This window comes from Ensifer sp. ENS06 (assembly GCF_014852205.1).
GTDB lineage: Bacteria > Pseudomonadota > Alphaproteobacteria > Rhizobiales > Rhizobiaceae > Ensifer > Ensifer adhaerens.
Genome location: NZ_JACVBC010000001.1, coordinates 927,390 through 949,375 on the forward strand (window position 1 = coordinate 927,390; position 21,986 = coordinate 949,375).

The following is a 21,986-nucleotide window of genomic DNA, read 5'->3' on the forward strand; positions in this document are numbered from 1 at the left end:
CCCGCGCCGTTTTCGGGTTGCTCTATAGGCCAAGTGCGACAACAAGGGCAATGCAGTCCGCGGACCGATGCGGCATTTGAATTATGGGAATAAAAGCCTATTGTTATCGTCATGACGATTCGCCTTTCCAACAGCGACGCCCGTCGCATCTTCCTCGCCAAGCAGGGCCTTTCAGGCGCGCCCAACCGCGCGCTCGGCAAGGAAGGCCTCTTGAAGCTCATCCACGACATCGGCTTCGTGCAGGTAGACAGCATCGCCACGGTGGAGCGCGCCCATCACCAGATCCTGTTTTCCCGCAACCAGACCTATCGTCGAGAGCATCTGACGGCGCTGCTGGAGGACGATCGCGACCTCTTCGAGCATTGGACCCACGATGCCTCGATCATTCCAAGCAGCTTCTTCCGCTATTGGAAGCACCGCTTCAAATGGGAAGGTGAGACGATCGTCGAGCGGTGGAAGGCGTGGCGTGGCGAAGGCTTTGAAAAAGGCTGCGACGACACTTATCAGCGTATTGCCGAAGGCGGCCCGGTGCTCGCCCGAGACTTGAAGGAAGCCGAACACCAGTCTGGCGGCTGGTGGAACTGGCATCCGTCGAAGACGGCGCTGGAAGTGCTGTGGCGCACGGGCAAGCTGGCGATCGCGCGGCGCGAGAATTTCCAGAAGGTCTACGATCTCACGGAAAGAGTGATCCCGCCGCACCACAACGAGGATGACGTCAGCCATCCGGAGTTCATCGACTGGGCTTGCCGCAGTGCGCTGGAGCGTCTCGGCTTTGCCACCCATGGCGAGATTGCCGCCTTCTGGGATCTGGTGTCGCCCGAGGAGGCCAAGACCTGGGTGGCGGAGCATCGCGACGAACTCGTGGAAGTGCAGATCGAAGCGATCGATGGTGGACGCCCGCGTGTCGCCTACGCCTTCGCTGGATTCCCGGACGCACTTGGCGATATCCCTGAGCCGCCGGGCCGGGTGCGGGTGCTGAGCCCCTTCGATCCGCTGCTGCGCGACCGCAATCGTACCGAGCGCCTGTTCGGGTTCTATTATCGCATCGAGATCTTCGTGCCCGAGGCCAAGCGCGAATATGGCTATTACGTCTTCCCGCTGATCGAGGGCGACCGGTTGATCGGCCGCATCGACATGAAGGCGGACCGCAAGCGCGGCAGCCTCGATGTCCGCAAGCTCTGGCTCGAAAAGGGCGTCCGCGCCTCGGCAGGGCGCCTGGAACGCATCGATGCCGAGCTCGATAGGGTTGCCCGCTTCGCCGGCGTCGAGCGGGTGGAACGGCTCGACGGCTGGAATACGTCGCTGTAGCGACTTGAGCCGCTGCATGCTTGCGTCGATCGGTGCGGATCGAGGAAACATGCGGCCCGTGATATTTTCCTTGGCTTGAACCCGCCGCCTTCCTAAATGGAGGCGATAGAAATTCCTGACGCGGGAGCGTGCCACTATGAACACCGATCTGATGAGCCTCTTCGATGCCGACGAGGCAACGGTCCGCAAGGTTCTCTCGGAAACGCTCGCCGGTGCCGACGACGGCGAACTGTTCCTCGAACATGCGCAGGCCGAGGTGCTTTCCTTCGACAACGGCCGGCTCAAGGGCGGCAGCTTCAATACCGACCAGGGTTTTGGCTTGCGCGCCGTTGCCGGCGAAGCGGTCGGCTACGCCCATTCCGGCGAACTTTCGCTTTCGGCGCTCCGCCGTGCTTCCGATGCGGTGGCGCAGGTGACGCGCGGTTATGCCGGTTCCTATGCCGCAGCCCCTCAGCGCACCAACAAGAAACTCTACGGCGACGAAAACCCGATCGGCGAGCCGAGCTTCGAGGCGAAGGTCGCGCTGCTCCAGGAAATCGACGCCTATCTGCGCGCCAAGGATCCGAAGGTACGTCAGGTGACGGCGACCATCGCCGCTAGCTGGCAGGTCGTCGATATCCTTCGCGCCGATGGCCACCGCGTCCATGACGTCCGGCCGATGACCCGCATCAACATCTCCGTCGTCACCGGCGAAGGCGATCGCCAGGAAAGCGGCTCCTTCGGCACCGGCGGGCGTCGCGGCTTCGGCGATTTCGTCACCGCGGAAAACTGGAAGCAGGGCGCCGACGAGGCGCTGCGCCAGGCACTCGTCAATCTCGAAGCGATCGATGCGCCCGCCGGCACCATGGACGTGGTGCTTGCCTCCGGCTGGCCGGGCGTCATGCTGCACGAAGCCGTCGGCCATGGCCTGGAAGGGGACTTCAACCGCAAGAAGACCTCGGCTTTTGCCGGCCTGCTGGGCCAGCAGGTGGCTGCCAAGGGCGTCACCGTCGTCGACGACGGCACGATCGAGGCGCGCCGCGGCTCGATCTCGATTGACGACGAAGGCACGCCGTCGGGCTACAACGTGCTGATCGAGGACGGCAAGCTCGTCGGCTACATGCAGGACCGGCAGAACGCCCGGCTGATGGGAATGCAGCCGACCGGCAACGGCCGTCGCCAGGGCTATGCCCATGTGCCGATGCCGCGCATGACCAATACCTACATGCTCTCCGGCGGCAACACGCCGGAGGAAATCATCGCCTCGGTCAAGAAGGGCATCTATGCCGTCTCCTTCGGCGGCGGCCAGGTGGACATCACCTCCGGCAAGTTCGTGTTCGGCTGCACCGAGGCCTACCTGATCGAAAACGGCAAGATCGGCGCACCGGTGAAGGGCGCCATGCTGATCGGCAACGGCCCGGATGCGATGAAGCGCGTGACCATGGTCGGCAACGACACCAAGCTCGACACCGGCATCGGCAATTGCGGCAAGGCCGGCCAATGGGTACCGGTCGGCGTCGGTCAGCCGCATCTGCGCATGGATCAGATCACCGTCGGCGGCACGCAGGCGTAAGGTCCGATGGCGGTCTTCAAGCTGTCCTTTCTGTCGCCGAAGACCGCCACACCGACGCACGAACTGAGGTTTGATCGCGATGCCGCCGAGATCGCGCGGGCGTTGGACCTGCGCAACGGCGTCTTCCTGGATCATGCCTGCTACCGTCTGGATCAAGACGACTTGACGCTGCTGGCGTCGGCCGTCGGGCTTGCCTTGCCAGAAACAGGCGAGGAAGCTGAGCTTCGGCGGCCGCATGCGCTCGATACCGTGCCCTATCTGGTGCACACCGGCTATGAGCTTCCGCTGATGCTGGAAGGGCGCAAGCCCTTCGCCTTCTTCAGCGACGATGCCGCGTCGCCCTGGCTTGCCGAAACCAAAGAGTTGTTCGCGCCGCACGTTGCCGACGGAACTTTGCTTGCGGACGTGTTCGAGTTCTCGCGGATGTGCCCGACAACGACCGGTGGCGAGAAGGAGCAAAGGGTTCTCTACCTCACCTATGCGTTGCCGGGAGAAGAGTGGCGTTTCGAGCGCTTCAGGCAACGCTGCCACCAGCTCTTTTGCAATTGGCGCCCATGGACGGCAGAAGACGAGTGCGAGGAGGGGCTGCTGCTTGGCTATAGCCAGGAGCAGTGCGACTGGTGGCTCGCCAACCGCTTCCGTAGAGCCGTCGTGCAAGAGTGACGAAGGCTCTGAGGCCGGCGGCCAATCAGCCGCGCGACGGCAGCATCATGCAGTCATAGGAGCGCTCTTTGAGGGCATCGCAGGCTGCTGCTGCCGCGTCGCGGCTCGAAAAGCCGACGAAGCGGGCGCGGTAGATCGCTTTGGCACCCTTACCGACGGCTTCCGTGTAGGGCGTGGCGCCCGCGAGCGGCGCACCGGCTTCCGAGCGCGCCTGCGCCAGCAGCATGCGCGCAGCCTCTGCGGATGGCGCCGCCGAAATCTGGATCTGCCAGCCGCCTGACGCAGCCGGAACTGCAGCCGTCGTTTCGATCTCGGCAAGCTCCGTCGGCCGTTCCGCGGGGATGGCGGCCGTCGATGTCGCTGTAATCAGGGCAGCAACCGAATCCCGCTTGGCCCGCTGCGGTGCGGTGTAGGGCATCGGAACCTCGGATGTCGCGACCGCGGCCACTTCGACGGGGGCTTCAATCGTCTTGCCGCCGCGCGCGGATGCCACCAGCTGCCGTCCGCCCTTGGCTGCCTTGCCGACATGGCGATCGAGAAGGGCCGCCATCTTGGCGTCGCGGCTGCGCGCCGTCTTGCCGCCGAGAACAACGCCGACCACCCGGCGATTGCCGTCCTTGACGGCGCTGACGAGGTTGAAGCCGGAGGCATTGGTGTAGCCGGTCTTGATGCCGTCCATGCCATCGTAGCGGTACATCAGGTTGTTGTGCCCCCGCACCTTGCGGCCGCGGAAATTGAAGCTTTCGGTCGCAAACAGCCGGTACTCCCTGGGGAAGTCGCGCATCAGCGCCACGGCGAGCGTCGACATTTCACGCGCCGTCGTCACCTGCTTGCTGGCAGGCAGGCCGGAGGCGTTGATGAAGATGGTCTTGCTCATGCCGAGCTGACGCGCCTTTGCGGTCATCATGCGGGCGAAATTCGCCTCGGAGCCGCCGAGCTTCTCGGCCATCGCTGCCGCGGCATCGTTGCCCGAGCGCACGATCATGCCGAGGACCGCCTCGCGCACCGTGATCGTCATGCCGGATTTGAGGCCGAGCCGCATCGGCGGCTTGGCGGCCGCCGCCTTCGAAACCTTGATCTTGCTGTCCCAGGAAAGCTTGCCACTCTTCAGCGCCTCGAAGGCCATATAGACCGTCATCATCTTGGTCAGGGAGGCAGGATGATTGAGGACGTCGGCGTTTTCAGACGAGAGGACCTTGCCGGTGCGCGCATCGAGCACCAGCGAGGCGCTTCCGGCGACGGCTGTCGCCGTCCCGAGCGCCAGTGCGAAGGTCGCCAGCAGGAGGCAGCGCAAAGTTTTCATATCGATCCCCGTCGAGTAGCGCCCTCGGCAAGGCGCAAAGCTGTTTCGTTTTGTGACAAGATCCGTGTCTTTGCTGCAACTTTAGGGCGGAATGTGGCGAGCCGACCTTGTTTTCGAGGTTGTGGTAAATGGCCGATGAACGCTCTCCCCGTTCAACAAGGTTTAACGCCCTCGCCGTTAACTTTCCAGGCTGATAGTCCGCGCCGGAACCTCGCGGGCCAGATTTGGGGGCGACCATCAAGGGCATGATCAGGACAATTGTTCGCCGCGCCGCAATTGCCGGTGGGCTGGAAGTCGCCGGGGGGCTGAGCCGCGCCGGGCTGATTGCCAGCGCGCGCGGGCAGGGGGCGATCTTTACCCTGCATCATGTCCGGCCGAAATCTGCCCGTGCCTTCGATCCCAATGCGCACCTGGAAATCACGCCGGAATTCCTCGATGTCGCGTTGAGGACGCTGAAGCGCGACGGCTATCGCTTCACCCCGCTCGAACACTTGCCGGAGGCGCTGGCCGCCAAAGGTGGGCCGGTCGCCTGCTTTACCCTTGATGACGGCTACCGGAACAATCTCGAGCACGCGTTGCCGGTCTTCCAGCGCCACCAGGCGCCATTCACGGTGTTCGTTACCGGCGGGTTCGTCGATCGCACCCATACGCTTTGGTGGGAGACGCTTGCCGATATGCTCGCAACGAGCGAGAAGCTGCGCTTTGACTTCGGCCGTGGCGTAGAAACATTGCAGGCGTCGACCACGGCCGAAAGGCAGGCCGTCTTCAATCGCATTGCGGCGTTCATTCACGGCCATGATGAGGCAAAGGCGATCGCTTCCTTGAACGCTGCAGCCCTCGATGGCGGCATCGATCCGCAGGCGATAACCGAACGCCTCACACTGGACGAGGCCGGTTTGCGGCGCCTGATCGAAAGTCCTATCGCGAGCCTCGGCGCCCACACGATCAGCCACCGCGCGGTCGCGCGCCTGACGGATGCTGAGGCGCGGCGGGAGATCGAGGGATCGCTGCGGCGCGTCGAGGCGATCACCGGTCGGCCGCCCCAGACTTTCGCCTATCCCTATGGCGACGCACCGGCGGTATCCGCACGCGACCACCGCATCGTCGCCGATTTGGGTTTCACCCTGGCCGTCACCACCCAGCCCGGCACGCTCATCGCTCGCGCGAAAGCCAGCCTTTATGCGCTACCGCGCATTTCTCTGAACGGCCATTTCCAGCGCGCCCGCTACGTTTCGGCTCTGGCCTCTGGCATTCCGTTCTGCCTGGCGGCCGGCTAGAAAAGGCGACTTGGGCAGCCGAGTGCTTCGACGTCAATTGAAGGCAAAAGCCATGAGAATGCTGTCCTGGTAAACACCGTCGTGTTTCCAGTCGCGAACACGCGGCCTTCGATCTGGAAGTCAAACTGCGCGTAAAACGCCCGGGCAGCGGCGTTCTCATGAAGGACGGAAAGCTCGATGCGTTCCAATCCGCTTCGCGAGCGCGTTGCATCGCCAGTTGTAGGCGGCGGCGTCCAATTCCCTTCCCACGATAGATACCGAGGAGCCCCATGCCCACGGTCCCGACATGCGCCGAACGGGTGAGGCATCCAGCCGGATATCGCACCAGCCGACCACGCGATCGTCGACAGCAACGATCTGGGCGCCCGGGCGCGATGCAGGACTGTCATGTATGCGGCATCCGTCGAAGGGTGGTGCGCTTAGCCGTGAAAGCCAGCGGCCTTCCTGGGCGACGTCATCGAGGCAGCGGTGACAACCGGCTATATCGTCCAGCGTCGCGTCACGAACATCGATTGTCATCAATAGGCACTCAACGAAAATGCCCGGCTCGGGCCGGGCAAAAGACAACATCCGCTCGGCCACCTGCATAGCCGAGCGTCGTGATTGCATCTGGCGCCTCTCTTGCGACGGACGCGCGGCTTATGGGTACATACGCACCTTTTCCCAGCCGCCTTCGGGTGCCTCGCGGCGAAACTCCATCCGGTCATGAAGCCGGAAGGGGCGGTCGTGCCAGAATTCGATCGACGTCGGGCAGATGCGGAAGCCTGACCAATAGCTTGGGCGCGGGATTTCGCCGAGCGCGTGGCGGGCCGTGTATTCGGCAACGGCCTTTTCCAGCGCGAAGCGGCCTTCGAGTGGCCGCGACTGCTTCGAGGCCCAGGCGCCGATGCGGCTGCCGCGCGGCCGACTCTTGAAATACTCGTCGGCCTCCTCGTCGGTGACGATCTCGACCGGGCCGCGCACGCGCACCTGTCGACGCAGCGATTTCCAGTGGAAGCACATCGCCGCCTTGCGGGCGCCGAGGATCTCCTCACCCTTCTGGCTTTCGAAATTCGTGTAGAAAACGAAGCCGCGCTCGTCGAAACCCTTGAGCAGCACCATGCGGACATTCGGCAGTCCGTCGGCATCGACGGTTGCGAGCGCCACCGCATTCGGGTCGTTGATCTCGCTACCTTCCGCGTCCTTCAGCCATGTGCCAAACAGGGAAAAGGGTTCATTTGATTCGGTGAAGTCACCGCTTGTTAACTCATTCGCCGCCATATTGCGTTCCAATGCCGTGATGTCTGGCGCGGAAATACTTCGGGATGAGCCCGACCGGTGTTTCCGCATCGAAAATGTCGGAGCCTGTATGTTGACCTTGTCGAGAAACGTGCGGCTCCAGCGAGTCTGACAGGATTGCCGTGCAAGACATAGCAAAGTGGATCGACGCCAAGAAGGGGTATTCCTTCGCCTTGCTGCGTAGCGCGGCAATTTGCCTGCCGGTCCTGGCGCTGTCCGGCTGCATGGGGGCTGGCCTCGACCTTTTCGGTAGCGGAGTCGACCGCACGGTTTCGACGGGCACAGTTCCCGTTGCCAAGACCTCCGATGGCCTTTCCGATGCGGTGATGGTTCGCAACGCCGTGACATCGGCCGAGCTCAGCAGCGGCGCCATCAATCCTATTCCCTGGGCCAATGCGACCTCCGGCAGTGCCGGTGTCATCAGCAGCATCCAGGAAGACCGCGCCAGCGGCATGCTCTGCCGCCGATTCACCACGACGCGTCATTCCTACGAAGGCATCGCCAAGTTCGACGGCAGCACTTGCCAGGGCGGCGACGGCGCCTGGTATCTGACGAGCTTCGGCCCGCGCGCCTGAGCGAGCGTTCGATGCAAGCCGTTGAAATCGGTGATTAACCACGTTTTGGCAAATGCGCGCATGACGGCCGGCGTTGCCGTCTCAACGGCCACATGAGGCCGCGTGGCTAACCACTATTTAGCAACTTCTCCGGATCATCGGCGTTCAGTGGACGGGCGACAATGGCGCCTGCAATCGGGGCAAAGGCGGGCATCAGGGAGAGGCCGCCGATCAGAGAAGATGGTAGAAACCATGCGTGATCCCTATGTGATCCTCGGGGTCCGGCGCAATGCCGGGCAGGATGAAATCAAGGCCGCCTGGCGTTCGCTGGCAAAGGCCGTGCATCCGGACCATAACCAGGACGATCCCAACGCCGCGGAGCGTTTTGCCGAAGCCGGCAAGGCCTATGAGCTGCTGCGCGACCCGAAGCTCAGAAGCCGCTACGACTATGCGCGCCGCGAAGCCGAGCTTCGTCGCATGGAGGCGATGAAGGCAAAGATGCGGCCTCAGGAAGAGGCGCCGGTCGACGCCGAGACCGCCGAGGACGCCATTTCACAGATTTTCGGCGCGGAGACCCGCAGCAAGTCGGCCCGCCCATCGCCGAAGCCGACGCCGAAACCATCGCCCAAGCCGGCTGCGGCAGCAAAGGAGCCGGAGCGCCCGGCCCAGGCTTCCGAAAGCAAGCCGGAACCAGCCCCCGAACCGCAGCAGGAAAACGCTCTCAAGACAGAGACTCCGCTGATGCAGCGTGCAGCAGCACCGGCCGCCGAGCTTGTGGCGGCGATCGTCCGGCGCATCCGGGGTCGCGCGGCAAAGACGGCCGAGAAGGTCCCGGATCTTCCCGTCGATCTCGCCGTCAGTATTGACGACCTGATCAATCGCCAGCGCCTCAGCGTCGAGCTTCCCGACGGCGAAAGCCTGAAGGTGCAGATCCCTCCGGGCGCCGTCGACGGTCAGAGCATTCGTCTGGCGGAGCAGGGCTATCGGGTGACCGGCATGACCCGTGGCGACGTCGTCGTCACGCTCAGGGTCGACCAGGGCGGGACGTTCCGCGCCCGCGGCCTCGATCTCATGACCACCTTGCCGATCGATCTGCAGGGCGCCGTGCTCGGCTGCGAACAGGTGCTCGAAACCCCGGTCGGGCAGGTTACGGTGGTCGTGCCGGCCTGGTCCGGCTCCGACAAGGTCATCCGCCTTGCGGGCAGGGGGATGCCCGGTGCTTATGGTACGCATGGCGATCTTCTGGTCGAATTGCGGCTGGTCCTGCCCGAGGCGCCCGACGACAAGATCACTGATCTGATGAAGTCGCAGCGCGACGGCCTCTATCTGTGACAGGCCATTTGTGACAGTTCGCTGACACACTGAACCAATATTACGGGGACTAACAGTTCCTGATCTCAGCCGTGCTTGAACCACCCTTGCGGCTATGCCATAGGCAATTCTCGACATTTTGCCGCACCCGTTCTCGTGGGGCGTCTGTGACATTTTTGATCTTTGGCACCGGCGACGGCCGATGCTGGAATAGTATTGGGGACTTACCATGGCTCAGGCATCCGGTCTGATGAAGGGCAAGCGCGGCGTCATCATGGGCGTTGCAAACAACCGTTCCATCGCATGGGGCATTGCCAAGGCCATCCACGCGCAGGGTGGTGAAGTTGCGTTGACCTATCAGGGCGACGCTCTGAAAAAGCGCGTCGAGCCGCTGCTCGCGGAAATCGACGGCTTCATGGCCGGCCATTGCGACGTCAGCGACGAAGCCACCATCGACGCGGTCTTCGACGCGCTTGAGAAGAAGTGGGGCAAGATCGATTTCGTGGTGCATGCGATCGGCTTCTCCGACAAGGACGAACTGACCGGCCGCTACGTCGATACCTCGGCCGACAACTTCGCCAAGACGATGCAGATCTCGGTCTATTCCTTCACTTCGGTTGCCCGTCGCGCTGAAAAGCTGATGACGGACGGCGGATCGATGCTGACGCTGACCTATTACGGCGCCGAAAAGGTCATGCCGAACTACAACGTCATGGGTGTCGCCAAGGCTGCCCTGGAAGCAAGCGTCAAGTACCTCGCCGTTGACCTCGGCCCCAAGAACATCCGCGTCAACGCGATTTCTGCAGGCCCGATCAAGACGCTGGCCGCTTCGGGCATCGGCGACTTCCGCTATATCCTCAAGTGGAACGAGTACAACGCGCCGCTGCGCCGCACCGTCACCATCGAGGAAGTCGGCGACGTCGGCCTCTACATGCTTTCGGACCTGTCGCGCTCGGTTACCGGTGAAGTGCACCACGCCGACAGCGGCTACCATGTCGTCGGCATGAAGGCTGTGGACGCGCCCGATATCTCCGTGATCAAGGACTGACCGAACCGCCAAGGCGGATTCGGCAGCCTGCTGCCCGGAGACATGTTGTGCTGATCTATGTGATCCGTCACGGACAGACCGACTGGAACGCCGAAAGCCGGCTCCAGGGGCAAAAGGATATCCCTCTCAATGATTTCGGTCGCCAGCAGGCGACCGGCAACGGCGTGGCGCTTGGAGGCATCCTCGGCGCCGATGCCCGGCATTTCGACTTCGTCGCCAGTCCGCTCGGCCGCACGCGCGAGACCATGGAGCGTGTCCGGCGGGCCATGGGGCTCGATCCGGACGCTTACCGCACCGACGAGCGGCTCAAGGAAGTTTCCTTCGGCGATTGGGAAGGGCACACGCTGCCAGAACTCAAGCGCTCGGCGCCACAGAGGATCGCCGAGCGGCGCGCGGTGAAATGGGACTTCATTCCGCCCGGTGAGGATGCCGAGAGTTACGAAATTCTGTCCTGGCGCATAGCCGCCTGGCTCAGGGACGTGACGAAGCCGACGGTCTGCGTCAGCCACGGCGGCGTCATTCGCGTGCTCTTCAAGCTTTTCGGGGAAATGGAAGCCGAGGAGGCCGCGACCGCGGCGATCCCGCAGGACCGCCTTCTGCGCATCTCGGGCAATGCCATCGGCTGGGTCTGATAGCCTGAAGCGTAGGGCGTAGATTGGCGCGGTGGCGCGCAAAGCGCTTCACACGGATGCCCGCGCGAGGGGCATCCGATAAAAGGTCATTTTCCAGAAATGTGAAAATCCAGTTCGGGCGAACCGCGCAGCGGCCTGTAGGAAAGGCCGCGCTTTCTATTGAACGATTTCGAGATCGTTGATGACCCGCTTGCCGTCCACTTCCGTGTAGAAGACGAGAACCTTCACGCCGGCCTTCAGGCCTTCGAAATTGAATTCCTCCGGCGCCTGATAGTTCTTGCCGTCGTCAAGCGACAGGCTCAGCCTTTCGGTATCAACACCCGTAATGGTAGCTTCAACGTCGGCGCTTTCGGCAAGGGCGGACAAGGGGGAGAGAAGCCCTGCGGTGGCCATGAGTGCGGCAATAACAAAACGCATTCTTCTTGCCCTCTTCAACGTTTCTGCGAACATCCTTGTCACTCCCCTTTGATCCCCGATTGTGGCAAAAATTGCCTTGCGGCGTGGCTTTTGGCCGGACGCCCCCGCTTTTTTGATGGTCTATCCGAACTCTGGAGACTGGACGGCGGTACCGTATTTTTCAAGCGGGCAGGGGCCGAACTCCGGGTATCGGCGGTGTGGTTTCCCCATGAATTATAGGGTTTGCCAAGGAATTGTGACGAAAGCCAATCTTAAGACTCGCTCGCTACCTTTGGTTGGGGATCGAGGGGAAGAGATTGAAGATCATTGACGTTCTGCGCCAGCGCATTCGGGCCGCAGCCAGATTTGCGAAACCGTCGCTCATTCCTGCGGCGATCGCGGGCCTCGTCGTGTTTACGGGCGGGCATGTCTATGAGCGGCAAAACCGTGAAAACTTCCAGAACGACCTCAGGATCGACGTCGAGAACGAACTGAACCTCATTGCCAACCGCCTGCAATCGGAGGTTAACACCAGCATTGCCGCGCTGAACGGTTTTGCCAACAGCATCGGCGTGCACCCGGCCATGACAACAGACGATTTCACCGTCATGGCGACGAAGCTCCTCCTGCAGAATCCGCAAATGGTGCGCGCCTCGGCAGCGCCCGGTGGCGTCGTGCGGATCGCCTTTCCGCGCGAGAGCCAGCAATGGTTCGTCGGCAGCGACTTCAACCGATTCGGCGCGACAAGACATGCCATCGAGCGCGCGTCCTCGACGGTCAGGCCGGTGATGATCGGCCCGATCCGGTTGCCAAGCGGTCGCAATGGTTTCGAGCTGTTCCTGCCAGTCTTTTCCAAGATCCAGGGACGCATGGAGCGTTGGGGCTACGTCGAGGCCATACTCGACGAGAAGGCGCTGTACCGCGCCGCGCGCCTGCTCGAGTCGGGCGGCGAGGCGCCGGAACTGGCGCGGGACCACCGCCATGTCGACGTTCACCTGGCGATCCGCGATATTTCCGAGCCGGACCGCATACAGGATGCGTTCTATGGCGACGACGCTCTTTTTCGCGCTGCGCCGGTCAACCGCCGGTTGGAGCTAGCAGGCGGCGTGTGGGAGCTAGCGGCCATGCCCGTCGGCGGATGGCAGCAGCTTCCCGAAAACAGCATCTTCATCCAATTGGCGATCGCCGTCGCCGTCACGGTGGTCGTTATCCCGATCCTCCTGGCTGGCGGCCTCGTCAACGAGCGACAGCGCAACATCGCCAAGCTGAAGGCGCGGGAAGGGGAGGTGATGACGCTGTCTCACCGCCTGAACCTCGCGCTCGACGCGTCGAAGATCGGCATCTGGGAAATCGACGTCGAGAGCCAGCAGCGTTCCTGGGACGACCGGATGTTCCACCTGCATGGACTGGAGGTGCATCTGGACGAGCCCACGTACGACGAGTGGCGCGCGACCGTGCATCCCGACGACATAGGTATTGCCGCCAATGCGCTGTTCCGTAGTCTCGATGACGGCCTCGAGTACCGATCGCAGTATCGTGTCATTCTGCACGACGGTACGGTGCGCCACATCCGCAATGTCGGGTCCAGCCACCGCGGCGCCGATGGCCGCGCCAAGGTCACCGGCATCAGCTGGGATGTCAGCGACGATGTGCTGAAGAACGAGCGGCTGAGTGCGGCCAAGGCACAGGTCGACCAGCAGAACCTTGAGCTCGAGCAGGCGCTGAAGGGTCTCTACGAGCGTGAACAGGATCTAGAGCTCCTGTCACGACGTCTCGACCTCGCTCTTGATTCCTATCGCTGCGGCATGTGGGAGGCCGATCTCGACAACAACGTCGCCTATTGGGACGAGCGCATGCATCAGCTCTACGGGCTGGTCTATACCGACGGCGCCACCAACGAGCAGACATGGCTTCAAGCGCTGCACCCCGATGACCGGCAGCCGGCGCTCAACGCGGTCAATCGCGCCATCGAAGCGGACGAAACCTATGTGCATCAGGTGCGGGTGATATTGTCGGCCGGAACGGTTCGCCATATCCGCTCGGTCGGCAAGCTGCACGTCGCCCCGGACGGTGCACGGAAATTCGTCGGCATGGCGCTCGATGTTACCGACGACGTGCTGATGACGGAACAGTTGCGCGCGGCCAAGGCCATGGCGGACGCAAAGAACGCCGAGCTGGAGCAGGCCCGGGTTCGCATCGAGCACAACGCACTGCATGACCCGCTGACAGGGCTCGGCAACCGCCGCATGCTCGACAAGGCGCTGGAGCGACTGACCCTGGACGCCGGCAGCGACCGTGAGGACATCGCCATCCTTCATATCGATCTCGACCGGTTCAAGCAGATCAACGACACCCTGGGTCACGCAGCCGGCGACGCCATGCTGATCCATGCCTCGGAGATCCTGCGGGCGAACACATCGTCGGGCGACATCATTGCCCGCATCGGTGGCGACGAGTTCGTTGTCGCCGTTACCGGCGAACAGGGCGAGGCGACGCTTGCTGCCCGTTGCGACCGGATCATTGCCGCGATGCGGCAGCCGGTCGACTACAACGGATTTCCCTGCCGTTTTGGTGTCAGCATCGGCGTGGCAGTCGGGCATGGCGCCGACATCGACGCGCGCAAACTGCTCGTCAACGCCGATATCGCGCTCTATCGCGCCAAGGAGGCGGGCCGGAACCGCTACCAGTTCTTCACCGAGGTGCTGCAGGCGGAAGTGGTGACCGCCAAGCGCATTGCCGACGAGATTTTGGAAGGCATCGAGCGCGACGAATTCGAACCCTGGTATCAACCGCAGTTCGATGCGACGACGCTCGCGCTTTGCGGCGTCGAGGCACTGGTGCGCTGGAGGCATCCGCGCGAGGGCATATTGACGCCGGATCGTTTTCTCGGCATCGCCGACGAACTCAACGTGACGGCGATGCTCGACCGTCTCGTTCTGGAGAAATCTCTCACCGATCAGATGCGATGGGCAGCGGCCGGCATTCGGGTTCCCAAGATCTCGGTCAATGTTTCGGCCAAGCGGCTGCAGGACGACGACCTGCTGTCCTCGCTTGAAGGCTTGAGCATCACGCCCGGACAGATCTGTTTCGAACTGGTGGAGTCGATCTTCCTCGACGAAAGCGACGATATCGTCGCCGCCAACATCGAGGGCATCAAGAAGCTCGGGATCGATATCGAACTCGACGATTTCGGCACCGGCCATACCTCGATCGTCAGCCTTTTGAAGATCAAGCCGAAGCGGTTGAAGATCGACCGCCAGCTCGTCGTTCCGGTTTTGAGCGCCCGCAGGGAGCAGGCGTTGGTGCGCTCGATTATCGAGATTGCCCGCTCGCTCAATATCGAGACCGTGGCCGAGGGCGTGGAAACCATGGCGCATGCCGAAATGCTCGGCATTCTGGGCTGTGATGTGCTGCAGGGCTACGCATTTGCCCGGCCGTTGAGCGCGGAGAAGTTTCTCGCCTTTGCAACCGAACGCGGCTTGCGTCTGGCGTCGTGATGAAGGAGGTCGCGTCAGGTCGCAAAAGCCTTTCCCCATCTCCGGCTTTCCACTAAGAGAAGGCATCCGCGTACAAAACGTACGGCCGTTGCTTGCTTAGGGTCGGTTGCCTTCATGTCGCATAACACTTTCGGTCATCTCTTCCGCGTTACCACCTGGGGCGAAAGCCACGGGCCGGCGCTCGGCTGCGTCATCGACGGCTGCCCGCCCGGCATCCGTTTCACGCTCGCCGAACTCCAGGTCTGGCTCGACAAGCGCAAGCCCGGCCAGTCGCGCTTCGTAACACAGCGCCGCGAGGACGATCTGGTCAAGGTTCTCTCCGGCGTCATGTTCGACGAGGACGGCGAGACGATGATCTCGACCGGAACGCCGATCTCGATGTTGATCGAAAACACCGACCAGCGCTCGAAGGACTATTCCGAGATCGCCAAGCGCTATCGTCCGGGCCACGCCGATTACACCTACGATCTGAAATACGGCATCCGCGATTATCGAGGTGGCGGCCGTTCCTCGGCGCGCGAGACCGCGGCGCGCGTCGCTGCCGGTGGTGTCGCCCGCAAAGTCGTGCCGGGTCTCGTCGTGCGCGGCGCGCTCGTGCAGATCGGCAAACACAAGATCAACCGCGCCAACTGGGATTGGACCGAGGTCGACAACAACCCCTTCTTCGCACCGGATCCGGAGATCGTGCCGGTCTGGGAAGAATATCTCGATAGCATCCGCAAGTCCGGATCCTCGATCGGCGCCGTCGTCGAAGTGGTTGCCGAGGGCGTGCCCGCCGGCATCGGTGCGCCGATCTATGCCAAGCTTGACCAGGACATCGCCTCGAACCTGATGTCGATCAACGCCGTCAAGGGTGTCGAGATCGGCAACGGTTTCGGTGCGGCCGAAATCACCGGCGAGGAAAACGCCGACGAGATGCGCATCGGCGCCGATGGCAAGCCTGTCTTCCTGTCGAACCATGCTGGCGGTATTCTTGGTGGCATCGCCACCGGCGAGCCGGTGATCGCGCGTTTCGCCATCAAGCCGACCTCGTCGATCCTCACCGAGCGACGCTCGGTCGACAGCGACGGCAACGAGGTCGATGTGCGTACCAAGGGTCGCCACGATCCGTGCGTCGGCATCCGCGCCGTGCCGATCGGCGAGGCGATGCTTGCCTGCACGATCGCCGATCACTACCTGCGTGACCGTGGCCAGACCGGCCGCCTCAAGTAATTCGGCTTCAACCGGCCCAGACAATTCGGGAAGAACACCATGTCCTATGATCAGAAGCGTGTCGTCGATGCCATTCGCGCCTTTGAGGCCGGCGAAATCGTCGTCGTCACCGATGACGACGGCCGCGAGAACGAGGGCGACCTGATCGTCGCGGCGGTGCATTGCACGCCGGAAAAGATGGCCTTCATCGTGCGCCACACCTCGGGCATCGTCTGCACGCCGATGCCGCGCGAGGAGGCCAAGCGCCTGAACCTCAACGCCATGGTGGCGGAAAACGATTCCGCGCACACCACCGCCTTCACAGTCTCGGTCGACTTCAAGCACGGCACGACGACGGGCATTTCCGCCGACGACCGCACGCTGACGGTACGCAACCTCGCCAATCCCAATGTCGGGCCGACGGACTTCGTTCGCCCCGGCCACATTTTCCCGCTGGTCGCGCGCGAAGGCGGCGTTCTCATGCGCTCCGGCCATACGGAAGCTGCCGTCGACCTCTGCAGGCTCGCCAGCCTGCCGCCGATCGGCGTCATCTGCGAACTCGTCAATGACGACGGAACGGTCATGCGTGGGCCGCAGGTGGCGAGCTTCGCCGACACCCATGGCCTGAAGCAGGTTTCGGTCGCCGATCTCATCGCCTATCGCCAGCGCAAGGAAACGCTGATCGAGCATGGCGGCTCCTTCGATATCGAGACGCCCTATGGTCCGGCCAAGGGACATTCCTATTCTCTGCCCTGGGATCCGATGCAGCATCTCGGCGTCGTCTTTGGCGACATCCGTGATGGCGTCGATATCCCGGTTCGCCTGCATCTCGAAAATGTCGGCGCCGACGTCTTCGGCAGGGACTGCCAGATCGACCGCATCATGAAGCGCATTGCCGACGAGGGCAGGGGGGTCATCGTCTATCTGCGCGAAGGCTCGGTCGGCGTCGGCGTGTCGCAGACGGCGCGCAAGGGCAAGCACGAGCGCGAAGCGCACGACGAGGCGCAGGCGCGCGAAAACGAGTGGCTGGAAATCGGCCTCGGCGCGCAGATCCTGAAGGATCTCGGCATCAGCTCCATCAGGCTGCTCGCTTCGCGCGAACGCCATTATGTCGGCCTCGAAGGCTTCGGCATCAAGATCGTCGGGACCGACATCATCTAAAGACGCGTCGCTCTCGCATGCATCAGGCCCGGATCATCGATCCGGGCCTTGTCTTTTATGCTCGGCGGCAGCCAACAAAAAAGCCGCGCTCGAAGCGCGGCTCTTTGTTTGTCCTTGAATTTGTCGCCGTTCAGGGCAGCGCGTCGTAGCCTTCGCCGAAGCCCTTGAGGTCGACAGGGATGCCGATGCCTTCTTCGGGTGACTGGAAGACGATGAAGGTCGCCGTCGCACCGGAACGGAAGGTCTTCAAGAGTTCGTCCTCGAGCACCACTTCTGCGTAGCAGCCGTCGGAGAAGCAACGCACGAAATAGGCGCGGCCGATATCCTTGCCGTCGACGTTCAGGCCGAGGCCGTTCGGCAGCAGCACGCCGAGCGGAGCGAGTACGCGCAGGATCTTGGCCTTGCGATCCGCAGTCTTCAAAACGACCACCGACAGGCCAACTTCCGGCCGGTCTTCGGCGATGACGTTTTGCATCAGCGCGCACTGGTCAGCGGAGGCGCCCGGCGGCTGATCGCAAACGATCGACCACGCGCCATGGTTGGACTTGACCGTGCCGGGTGTTCCGGCGGGCTGCTGGGCCAGGCTTTGAGCCGGGAGAGCGAGAACGGCAAGGCCGAAGGCGGCGAAGGCCGACAGTCGGGAAAAGAGGGGCAGGCCCATGTAAACCTCAAAACGTCGAATCATCAGGGCTATTCTTGAAGCGCGCAGGAATAAATGAAAAGCCCTGCGGGGCACATTCCAGCGCCATATGGCGGAAATTGGGCGGGTTGGGCGCCCTATCCGGCGCGCCGCCGTCAAAGCGCTGTGCAATCGGATCGCCAAGCGCGCAGAAGAGCCCCTATAGGTGGTTTCGCCACGGGTTTCGAGGGGTGCCTGTGTGAAAAGCTGCGTTTGTGCAAAAATGCCGCATGGGGTTGATTGGTCAGATGTTGCGGCATCGGACAAACTGTGGTTTGAAGCGCAGCAGTATCGCAGGGATTCTGCGTTCCGGTTTGATCCTGATCAAGCGCATTGGGGAGACACATTGTGAAAAACAAGGCTTATGCAGTTCTGGCAGCGCTTGCCTGTCTGCTTTTTGCTTCGAGCGCCTTTGCTGACAAGCCTGTCGAATGGCAGACGAGTTTTCAGACGGCCGCTACGGGCATCATGGAAGAAATCACGTGGTTTGAACATTATACCCTGTGGTTCATCATTCCGATTACTCTCTTCGTTCTCCTCCTTTTGATCATCGTTGTGATCAAGTTCCGCGAAAGCGCGAACCCGGTTCCGTCCAAGACCAGCCACAACACCGCGATCGAAGTCGTCTGGACCGTCGGTCCGGTCGTCATCCTTCTCTTCCTCGCCATTCCGTCCTTCCAGCTCCTGACCGCGCAGCTGACGCCGCCGGCCAATCCGGACCTGACGCTCAAGGCGACCGGCAACCAGTGGTACTGGTCCTACGAGTATGAAGTCGGCGAAAGCCCGCTCACCTTCGACAGCATCATGATGAAGGAAGAAGATCGCGCGACGCTCGGCAAGGAAGACAAGAAAGAATATCCGCGCCTGCTCGCCGTCGACAACGAAGTCGTCGTGCCGGTCGGCAAGACGGTTCGTGTTCTCGTCACCGCTGCTGACGTGATCCACGCTTTTGCAATGCCTGCCTTTGGCGTGAAGATCGACGCCGTTCCCGGTCGCCTGAACGAAACCTGGTTCAAGGCCGAGCGCGAAGGTCTCTACTACGGCCAGTGTTCCGAGCTCTGCGGTAAGGACCACGCTTACATGCCGATCGCCATCCGCGTGGTTTCGCAGGAAAAATACGACACCTGGCTCGCAGCCGCCGCAACGAATGTTGGCGATGCGAACAAGGCGCTCATGGCGTCCATCGACTCGGCCAAGACCGTCGACGTCGCCGCTAACGCCGCACAGTAATCGGAAGGGGAGCTCGACCCATGGCTGGAACAGCCGTTCATCACGACCAACGCCATGATCACTCCGATCATGGCCACGCAGACCATGCGCATAAGCCTTTGAGCTTCTTCCAGCGCTGGTTCCTGTCGACCAACCACAAGGACATCGGCACGCTCTACCTGATCTTCGCGATTTTCGCGGGCATCATCGGCGGCACGCTGTCCATCTTCATGCGCGCCGAGCTCCAGGAGCCAGGCATCCAGATCTTCCACGGCCTGGCGCAGATGGTTTACGGCTTCGAGGGCGATGCTGCCATCGACGGCGGCAAGCACATGTTCAACGTGTTCACGACCGCGCACGCGCTCATCATGATCTTCTTCATGGTCATGCCGGCGCTGATCGGTGGCTTCGCCAACTGGATGGTTCCGATCATGATCGGTGCGCCGGACATGGCGTTCCCGCGCATGAACAACATCTCCTTCTGGCTGATCATTCCTGCCTTCCTGCTCGTGCTGCTTTCGATGTTCGTCGAAGGCCCGGCCGGTGCCTACGGCGCAGGGGGAGGGTGGACGATCTATCCGCCATTCTCGACATCGGGCATGCCAGGACCGGCGATGGACTTCGTCATCCTCGGCCTGCACATTGCCGGCGCGTCCTCGATCCTCGGTGCGATCAACTTCATCACCACGATCCTGAACATGCGCGCTCCGGGCATGACGCTGCACAAGATGCCGCTCTTTGCCTGGTCGGTTCTGATCACCGCCTTCCTGCTTCTGCTCTCGCTGCCGGTTCTGGCAGGCGGCATCACCATGCTGCTCACCGACCGCAACTTCGGCACGGCCTTCTTCGCGCCTGAAGGCGGCGGCGATCCGATCCTGTTCCAGCACCTGTTCTGGTTCTTCGGTCACCCGGAAGTCTACATCCTGATCCTGCCGGGCTTCGGCATCGTCAGCCACATCGTTTCCACTTTCTCGCGCAAGCCGATCTTCGGCTACCTCGGCATGGCCTACGCCATGGTCGCGATCGGCGCCGTCGGCTTCATCGTGTGGGCACACCACATGTACACCGTCGGCATGTCGCTCGACACGCAGCGCTACTTCGTCTTCGCGACGATGGTCATCGCTGTTCCGACGGGCGTTAAGATCTTCTCGTGGATCGCGACGATGTGGGGTGGTTCGATCCGCTTCACGACCCCGATGGTCTGGGCGATCGGCTTCATCTTCCTGTTCACCGTCGGTGGCGTCACGGGCGTTCAGCTCGCCAACGCCGGCCTCGACCGCTCGCTGCACGACACCTACTACGTGGTTGCTCACTTCCATTACGTTCTGTCGCTCGGCGCCGTCTTCGCAATCTTCGCTGCCTGGTACTACTGGTTCCCGAAGATGACCGGCTACATGTACTCCGAGTTCGTCGGCAAGCTGCACTTCTGGGTCATGTTCATCGGCGTGAACCTGATCTTCTTCCCGCAGCACTTCCTCGGCCTCGCAGGCATGCCGCGCCGTTACATCGACTATCCGGATGCCTATGCCGGCTGGAACATGGTTTCGTCCTACGGCTCCTACATCGCAGCCGTCGGCGTCCTGATCTTCCTCTTCGGCGTCTTCGAAGCCTTCGCCAAGAAGCGCGTCGCTGGCGACAACCCGTGGGGCGAGGGCGCGAACACTCTGGAATGGCAGCTGTCTTCGCCGCCGCCGTTCCACCAGTGGGAACAGCTCCCGCGCATCAAGTGACGGGCAACGAACAGAAGCCGCCGGTTCCGGCGGCTTCACCCCGCCGGGCAACCGGCGACACACGGCCCTTGCGGCCGGGACTTTTGCAGGGACAAGACATGACGGTCATCGACAATCACGAAGCAGTCGGCATGGAAGGCGTACCGCGCCTGTCCGAAGCCTCTGCGCGCGATTACTTCGAGCTTCTGAAGCCGCGTGTCATGTCCCTGGTCGTCTTCACGGCATTCGCCGGGCTGGTGCTGGCACCAGGACACATCAATCCTTTCATCGGTTTTATCGCCATCCTCTGCATCGCTGTCGGCGCTGGCGCCTCGGGCGCGTTGAACATGTGGTATGACGCCGACATCGACGCGGTCATGACCCGTACCGCCAAGCGCCCGATCCCGGCAGGCAAGATCCTGCCGCAGGAAGCGCTGGCATTCGGCCTGACGCTGTCTGCTTTTTCCGTGATCATCCTCGGGCTCGCCGTCAATTGGCTCGCAGCCGGGTTGCTCGCCTTCACCATCTTCTTCTACGTGGTCATCTACACGATGTGGCTGAAGCGCTCGACGCCGCAGAACATCGTCATCGGCGGTGCTGCCGGCGCTTTCCCACCGATGATCGGCTGGGCCTGCGTGACCGGCGCCGTGTCGGTGGAGAGCATCGTGCTTTTCCTGATCACCTTCCTGTGGACCCCGGCGCACTTCTGGGCGCTCGCCCTCTTCAAGATGGGCGACTACGGCGCCGTCGGCGTACCGATGATGCCGAATGTCTGCGGCCAGGCGACCACCAAGAAGCAAATCGTCATCTACGCCGTTCTGACCGCACTTATCGGCATCTGTCCCACCTTGCTCGGTTTTGCGAGCATTGGTTACGGCGCAGTCGCAGCGGCCCTCGGCCTTGGCTTCGTGTGGTACTCTATCGGCGTGTTGCGCATGCCGGAATCAGATGAGCGCATGCTGCCGGCCAAGAAGCTCTTTGCCTTCTCGATCATGTATCTGTTCGTGATCTTCTCCGCCCTGATGGCGGATCACCTGATCGTCAATATCTGGCTGAATGCCGGGAGTATTGCCTGATGGAAACCGTCAAGCTCACTGATGCCCAGAAGAAATCGCGCCGCGGCCGCAACATCGCGCTCGGCTTCGTGCTCTTCGGCCTCGTCGTCCTCTTCTACATCGTCACGCTGATCAAGTTCGGCAACGGCATGGTCAACTGAGG

Annotated in this window: 20 protein-coding genes; 15 read left to right on the plus strand and 5 right to left on the minus strand. The window is 62.3% G+C overall.

What is annotated here, in order from left to right; all coding sequences use genetic code 11:
- The first annotated feature begins 111 nt into the window (after positions 1–111).
- The 3 genes from IB279_RS04550 to IB279_RS04560 all read left to right on the plus strand — a co-directional run bounded on the left by IB279_RS04550 (position 112) and on the right by IB279_RS04560 (position 3,523).
- Positions 112–1,308, plus strand: a complete 1,197-nt coding sequence (locus IB279_RS04550) for a winged helix-turn-helix domain-containing protein (protein ID WP_034801172.1) — start codon at positions 112–114, stop codon at positions 1,306–1,308.
- Between the two features lie 136 nt (positions 1,309–1,444).
- Positions 1,445–2,860, plus strand: coding sequence for a metalloprotease TldD (tldD, locus tag IB279_RS04555; RefSeq protein ID WP_113187039.1), 1,416 nt, complete (start codon positions 1,445–1,447; stop codon positions 2,858–2,860).
- Positions 2,861–2,866: 6 nt separating this feature from the next.
- Positions 2,867–3,523: a hypothetical protein gene (locus tag IB279_RS04560; RefSeq protein WP_113187040.1), complete on the plus strand. Its 657-nt coding sequence runs from the start codon at positions 2,867–2,869 to the stop codon at positions 3,521–3,523.
- A gap of 25 nt (positions 3,524–3,548) precedes the next feature.
- On the opposite strand, the gene IB279_RS04565 is transcribed toward IB279_RS04560, so the two are convergent.
- A complete protein-coding gene (locus IB279_RS04565; protein ID WP_113187041.1) occupies positions 3,549–4,826 on the minus strand; it encodes a D-alanyl-D-alanine carboxypeptidase family protein in 1,278 nt (425 codons plus the stop codon).
- A gap of 245 nt (positions 4,827–5,071) precedes the next feature.
- Between IB279_RS04565 and IB279_RS04570 the strand changes: the two genes are divergently transcribed.
- Entirely contained in the window at positions 5,072–6,103 is a 1,032-nt protein-coding gene (locus IB279_RS04570) for a polysaccharide deacetylase family protein (RefSeq protein ID WP_113187042.1), read from the plus strand.
- Positions 6,104–6,259: 156 nt separating this feature from the next.
- Here IB279_RS04570 and IB279_RS04575 read toward each other — a convergent pair whose 3' ends face one another.
- The gene (locus IB279_RS04575) at positions 6,260–6,712 is read right to left on the minus strand and encodes a hypothetical protein (RefSeq protein ID WP_162741106.1); all 453 of its coding nucleotides are present in this window, start codon (positions 6,710–6,712) and stop codon (positions 6,260–6,262) included.
- A 30-nt stretch (positions 6,713–6,742) separates the two neighbouring features.
- The gene (gene pdxH, locus IB279_RS04580; RefSeq protein ID WP_082566261.1) at positions 6,743–7,432 is read right to left on the minus strand and encodes a pyridoxamine 5'-phosphate oxidase; all 690 of its coding nucleotides are present in this window, start codon (positions 7,430–7,432) and stop codon (positions 6,743–6,745) included.
- A 71-nt stretch (positions 7,433–7,503) separates the two neighbouring features.
- Here pdxH and IB279_RS04585 point away from each other — a divergent pair, with 71 nt between their 5' ends.
- The 4 genes from IB279_RS04585 to IB279_RS04600 all read left to right on the plus strand — a co-directional run bounded on the left by IB279_RS04585 (position 7,504) and on the right by IB279_RS04600 (position 10,926).
- Positions 7,504–7,956, plus strand: a complete 453-nt coding sequence (locus tag IB279_RS04585) for an RT0821/Lpp0805 family surface protein (RefSeq protein ID WP_113187043.1) — start codon at positions 7,504–7,506, stop codon at positions 7,954–7,956.
- A 219-nt stretch (positions 7,957–8,175) separates the two neighbouring features.
- Positions 8,176–9,267 (plus strand): DnaJ C-terminal domain-containing protein, encoded by a 1,092-nt coding sequence (locus IB279_RS04590; protein ID WP_090294775.1) that lies wholly within the window; start codon positions 8,176–8,178, stop codon positions 9,265–9,267.
- A gap of 208 nt (positions 9,268–9,475) precedes the next feature.
- Positions 9,476–10,294, plus strand: coding sequence for an enoyl-ACP reductase FabI (gene fabI / locus IB279_RS04595; RefSeq protein ID WP_034801205.1), 819 nt, complete (start codon positions 9,476–9,478; stop codon positions 10,292–10,294).
- A gap of 47 nt (positions 10,295–10,341) precedes the next feature.
- Positions 10,342–10,926, plus strand: coding sequence for a histidine phosphatase family protein (locus tag IB279_RS04600; protein ID WP_034801207.1), 585 nt, complete (start codon positions 10,342–10,344; stop codon positions 10,924–10,926).
- A 156-nt stretch (positions 10,927–11,082) separates the two neighbouring features.
- On the opposite strand, the gene IB279_RS04605 is transcribed toward IB279_RS04600, so the two are convergent.
- On the minus strand, positions 11,083–11,343 hold the full coding sequence (locus IB279_RS04605; RefSeq protein WP_034801209.1) for a DUF1344 domain-containing protein: 261 nt from the start codon (positions 11,341–11,343) through the stop codon (positions 11,083–11,085).
- A 296-nt stretch (positions 11,344–11,639) separates the two neighbouring features.
- Between IB279_RS04605 and IB279_RS04610 the strand changes: the two genes are divergently transcribed.
- The 3 genes from IB279_RS04610 to ribB all read left to right on the plus strand — a co-directional run bounded on the left by IB279_RS04610 (position 11,640) and on the right by ribB (position 17,171).
- Complete coding sequence (locus IB279_RS04610) at positions 11,640–14,819, plus strand: EAL domain-containing protein (protein WP_192339102.1); 3,180 nt, start codon at positions 11,640–11,642, stop codon at positions 14,817–14,819.
- 114 nt (positions 14,820–14,933) lie between these two features.
- Complete coding sequence (gene aroC / locus IB279_RS04615) at positions 14,934–16,031, plus strand: chorismate synthase (protein WP_034801213.1); 1,098 nt, start codon at positions 14,934–14,936, stop codon at positions 16,029–16,031.
- Between the two features lie 39 nt (positions 16,032–16,070).
- Positions 16,071–17,171 carry a 3,4-dihydroxy-2-butanone-4-phosphate synthase gene (gene ribB, locus IB279_RS04620; protein ID WP_192339103.1) on the plus strand — a complete coding sequence of 367 codons (1,101 nt, stop codon included), beginning with the start codon at positions 16,071–16,073 and terminating at the stop codon, positions 17,169–17,171.
- A gap of 130 nt (positions 17,172–17,301) precedes the next feature.
- Here ribB and IB279_RS04625 read toward each other — a convergent pair whose 3' ends face one another.
- The gene (locus IB279_RS04625) at positions 17,302–17,832 is read right to left on the minus strand and encodes an invasion associated locus B family protein (protein WP_034801218.1); all 531 of its coding nucleotides are present in this window, start codon (positions 17,830–17,832) and stop codon (positions 17,302–17,304) included.
- Between the two features lie 366 nt (positions 17,833–18,198).
- Here IB279_RS04625 and coxB point away from each other — a divergent pair, with 366 nt between their 5' ends.
- The 4 genes from coxB (at position 18,199) to IB279_RS04645 (ending at position 21,984) form a co-directional block, all read left to right on the plus strand.
- A complete protein-coding gene (gene coxB / locus IB279_RS04630; RefSeq protein ID WP_113187045.1) occupies positions 18,199–19,080 on the plus strand; it encodes a cytochrome c oxidase subunit II in 882 nt (293 codons plus the stop codon).
- Between the two features lie 20 nt (positions 19,081–19,100).
- Positions 19,101–20,789: a cytochrome c oxidase subunit I gene (gene ctaD / locus IB279_RS04635; RefSeq protein ID WP_034801224.1), complete on the plus strand. Its 1,689-nt coding sequence runs from the start codon at positions 19,101–19,103 to the stop codon at positions 20,787–20,789.
- A gap of 98 nt (positions 20,790–20,887) precedes the next feature.
- A complete protein-coding gene (locus IB279_RS04640; protein ID WP_034801469.1) occupies positions 20,888–21,844 on the plus strand; it encodes a heme o synthase in 957 nt (318 codons plus the stop codon).
- Positions 21,844–21,984: a hypothetical protein gene (locus IB279_RS04645; RefSeq protein WP_043619862.1), complete on the plus strand. Its 141-nt coding sequence runs from the start codon at positions 21,844–21,846 to the stop codon at positions 21,982–21,984. The genes IB279_RS04640 and IB279_RS04645 overlap by 1 nt, the downstream gene beginning before the upstream one ends.
- Positions 21,985–21,986: the final 2 nt, after the last annotated feature.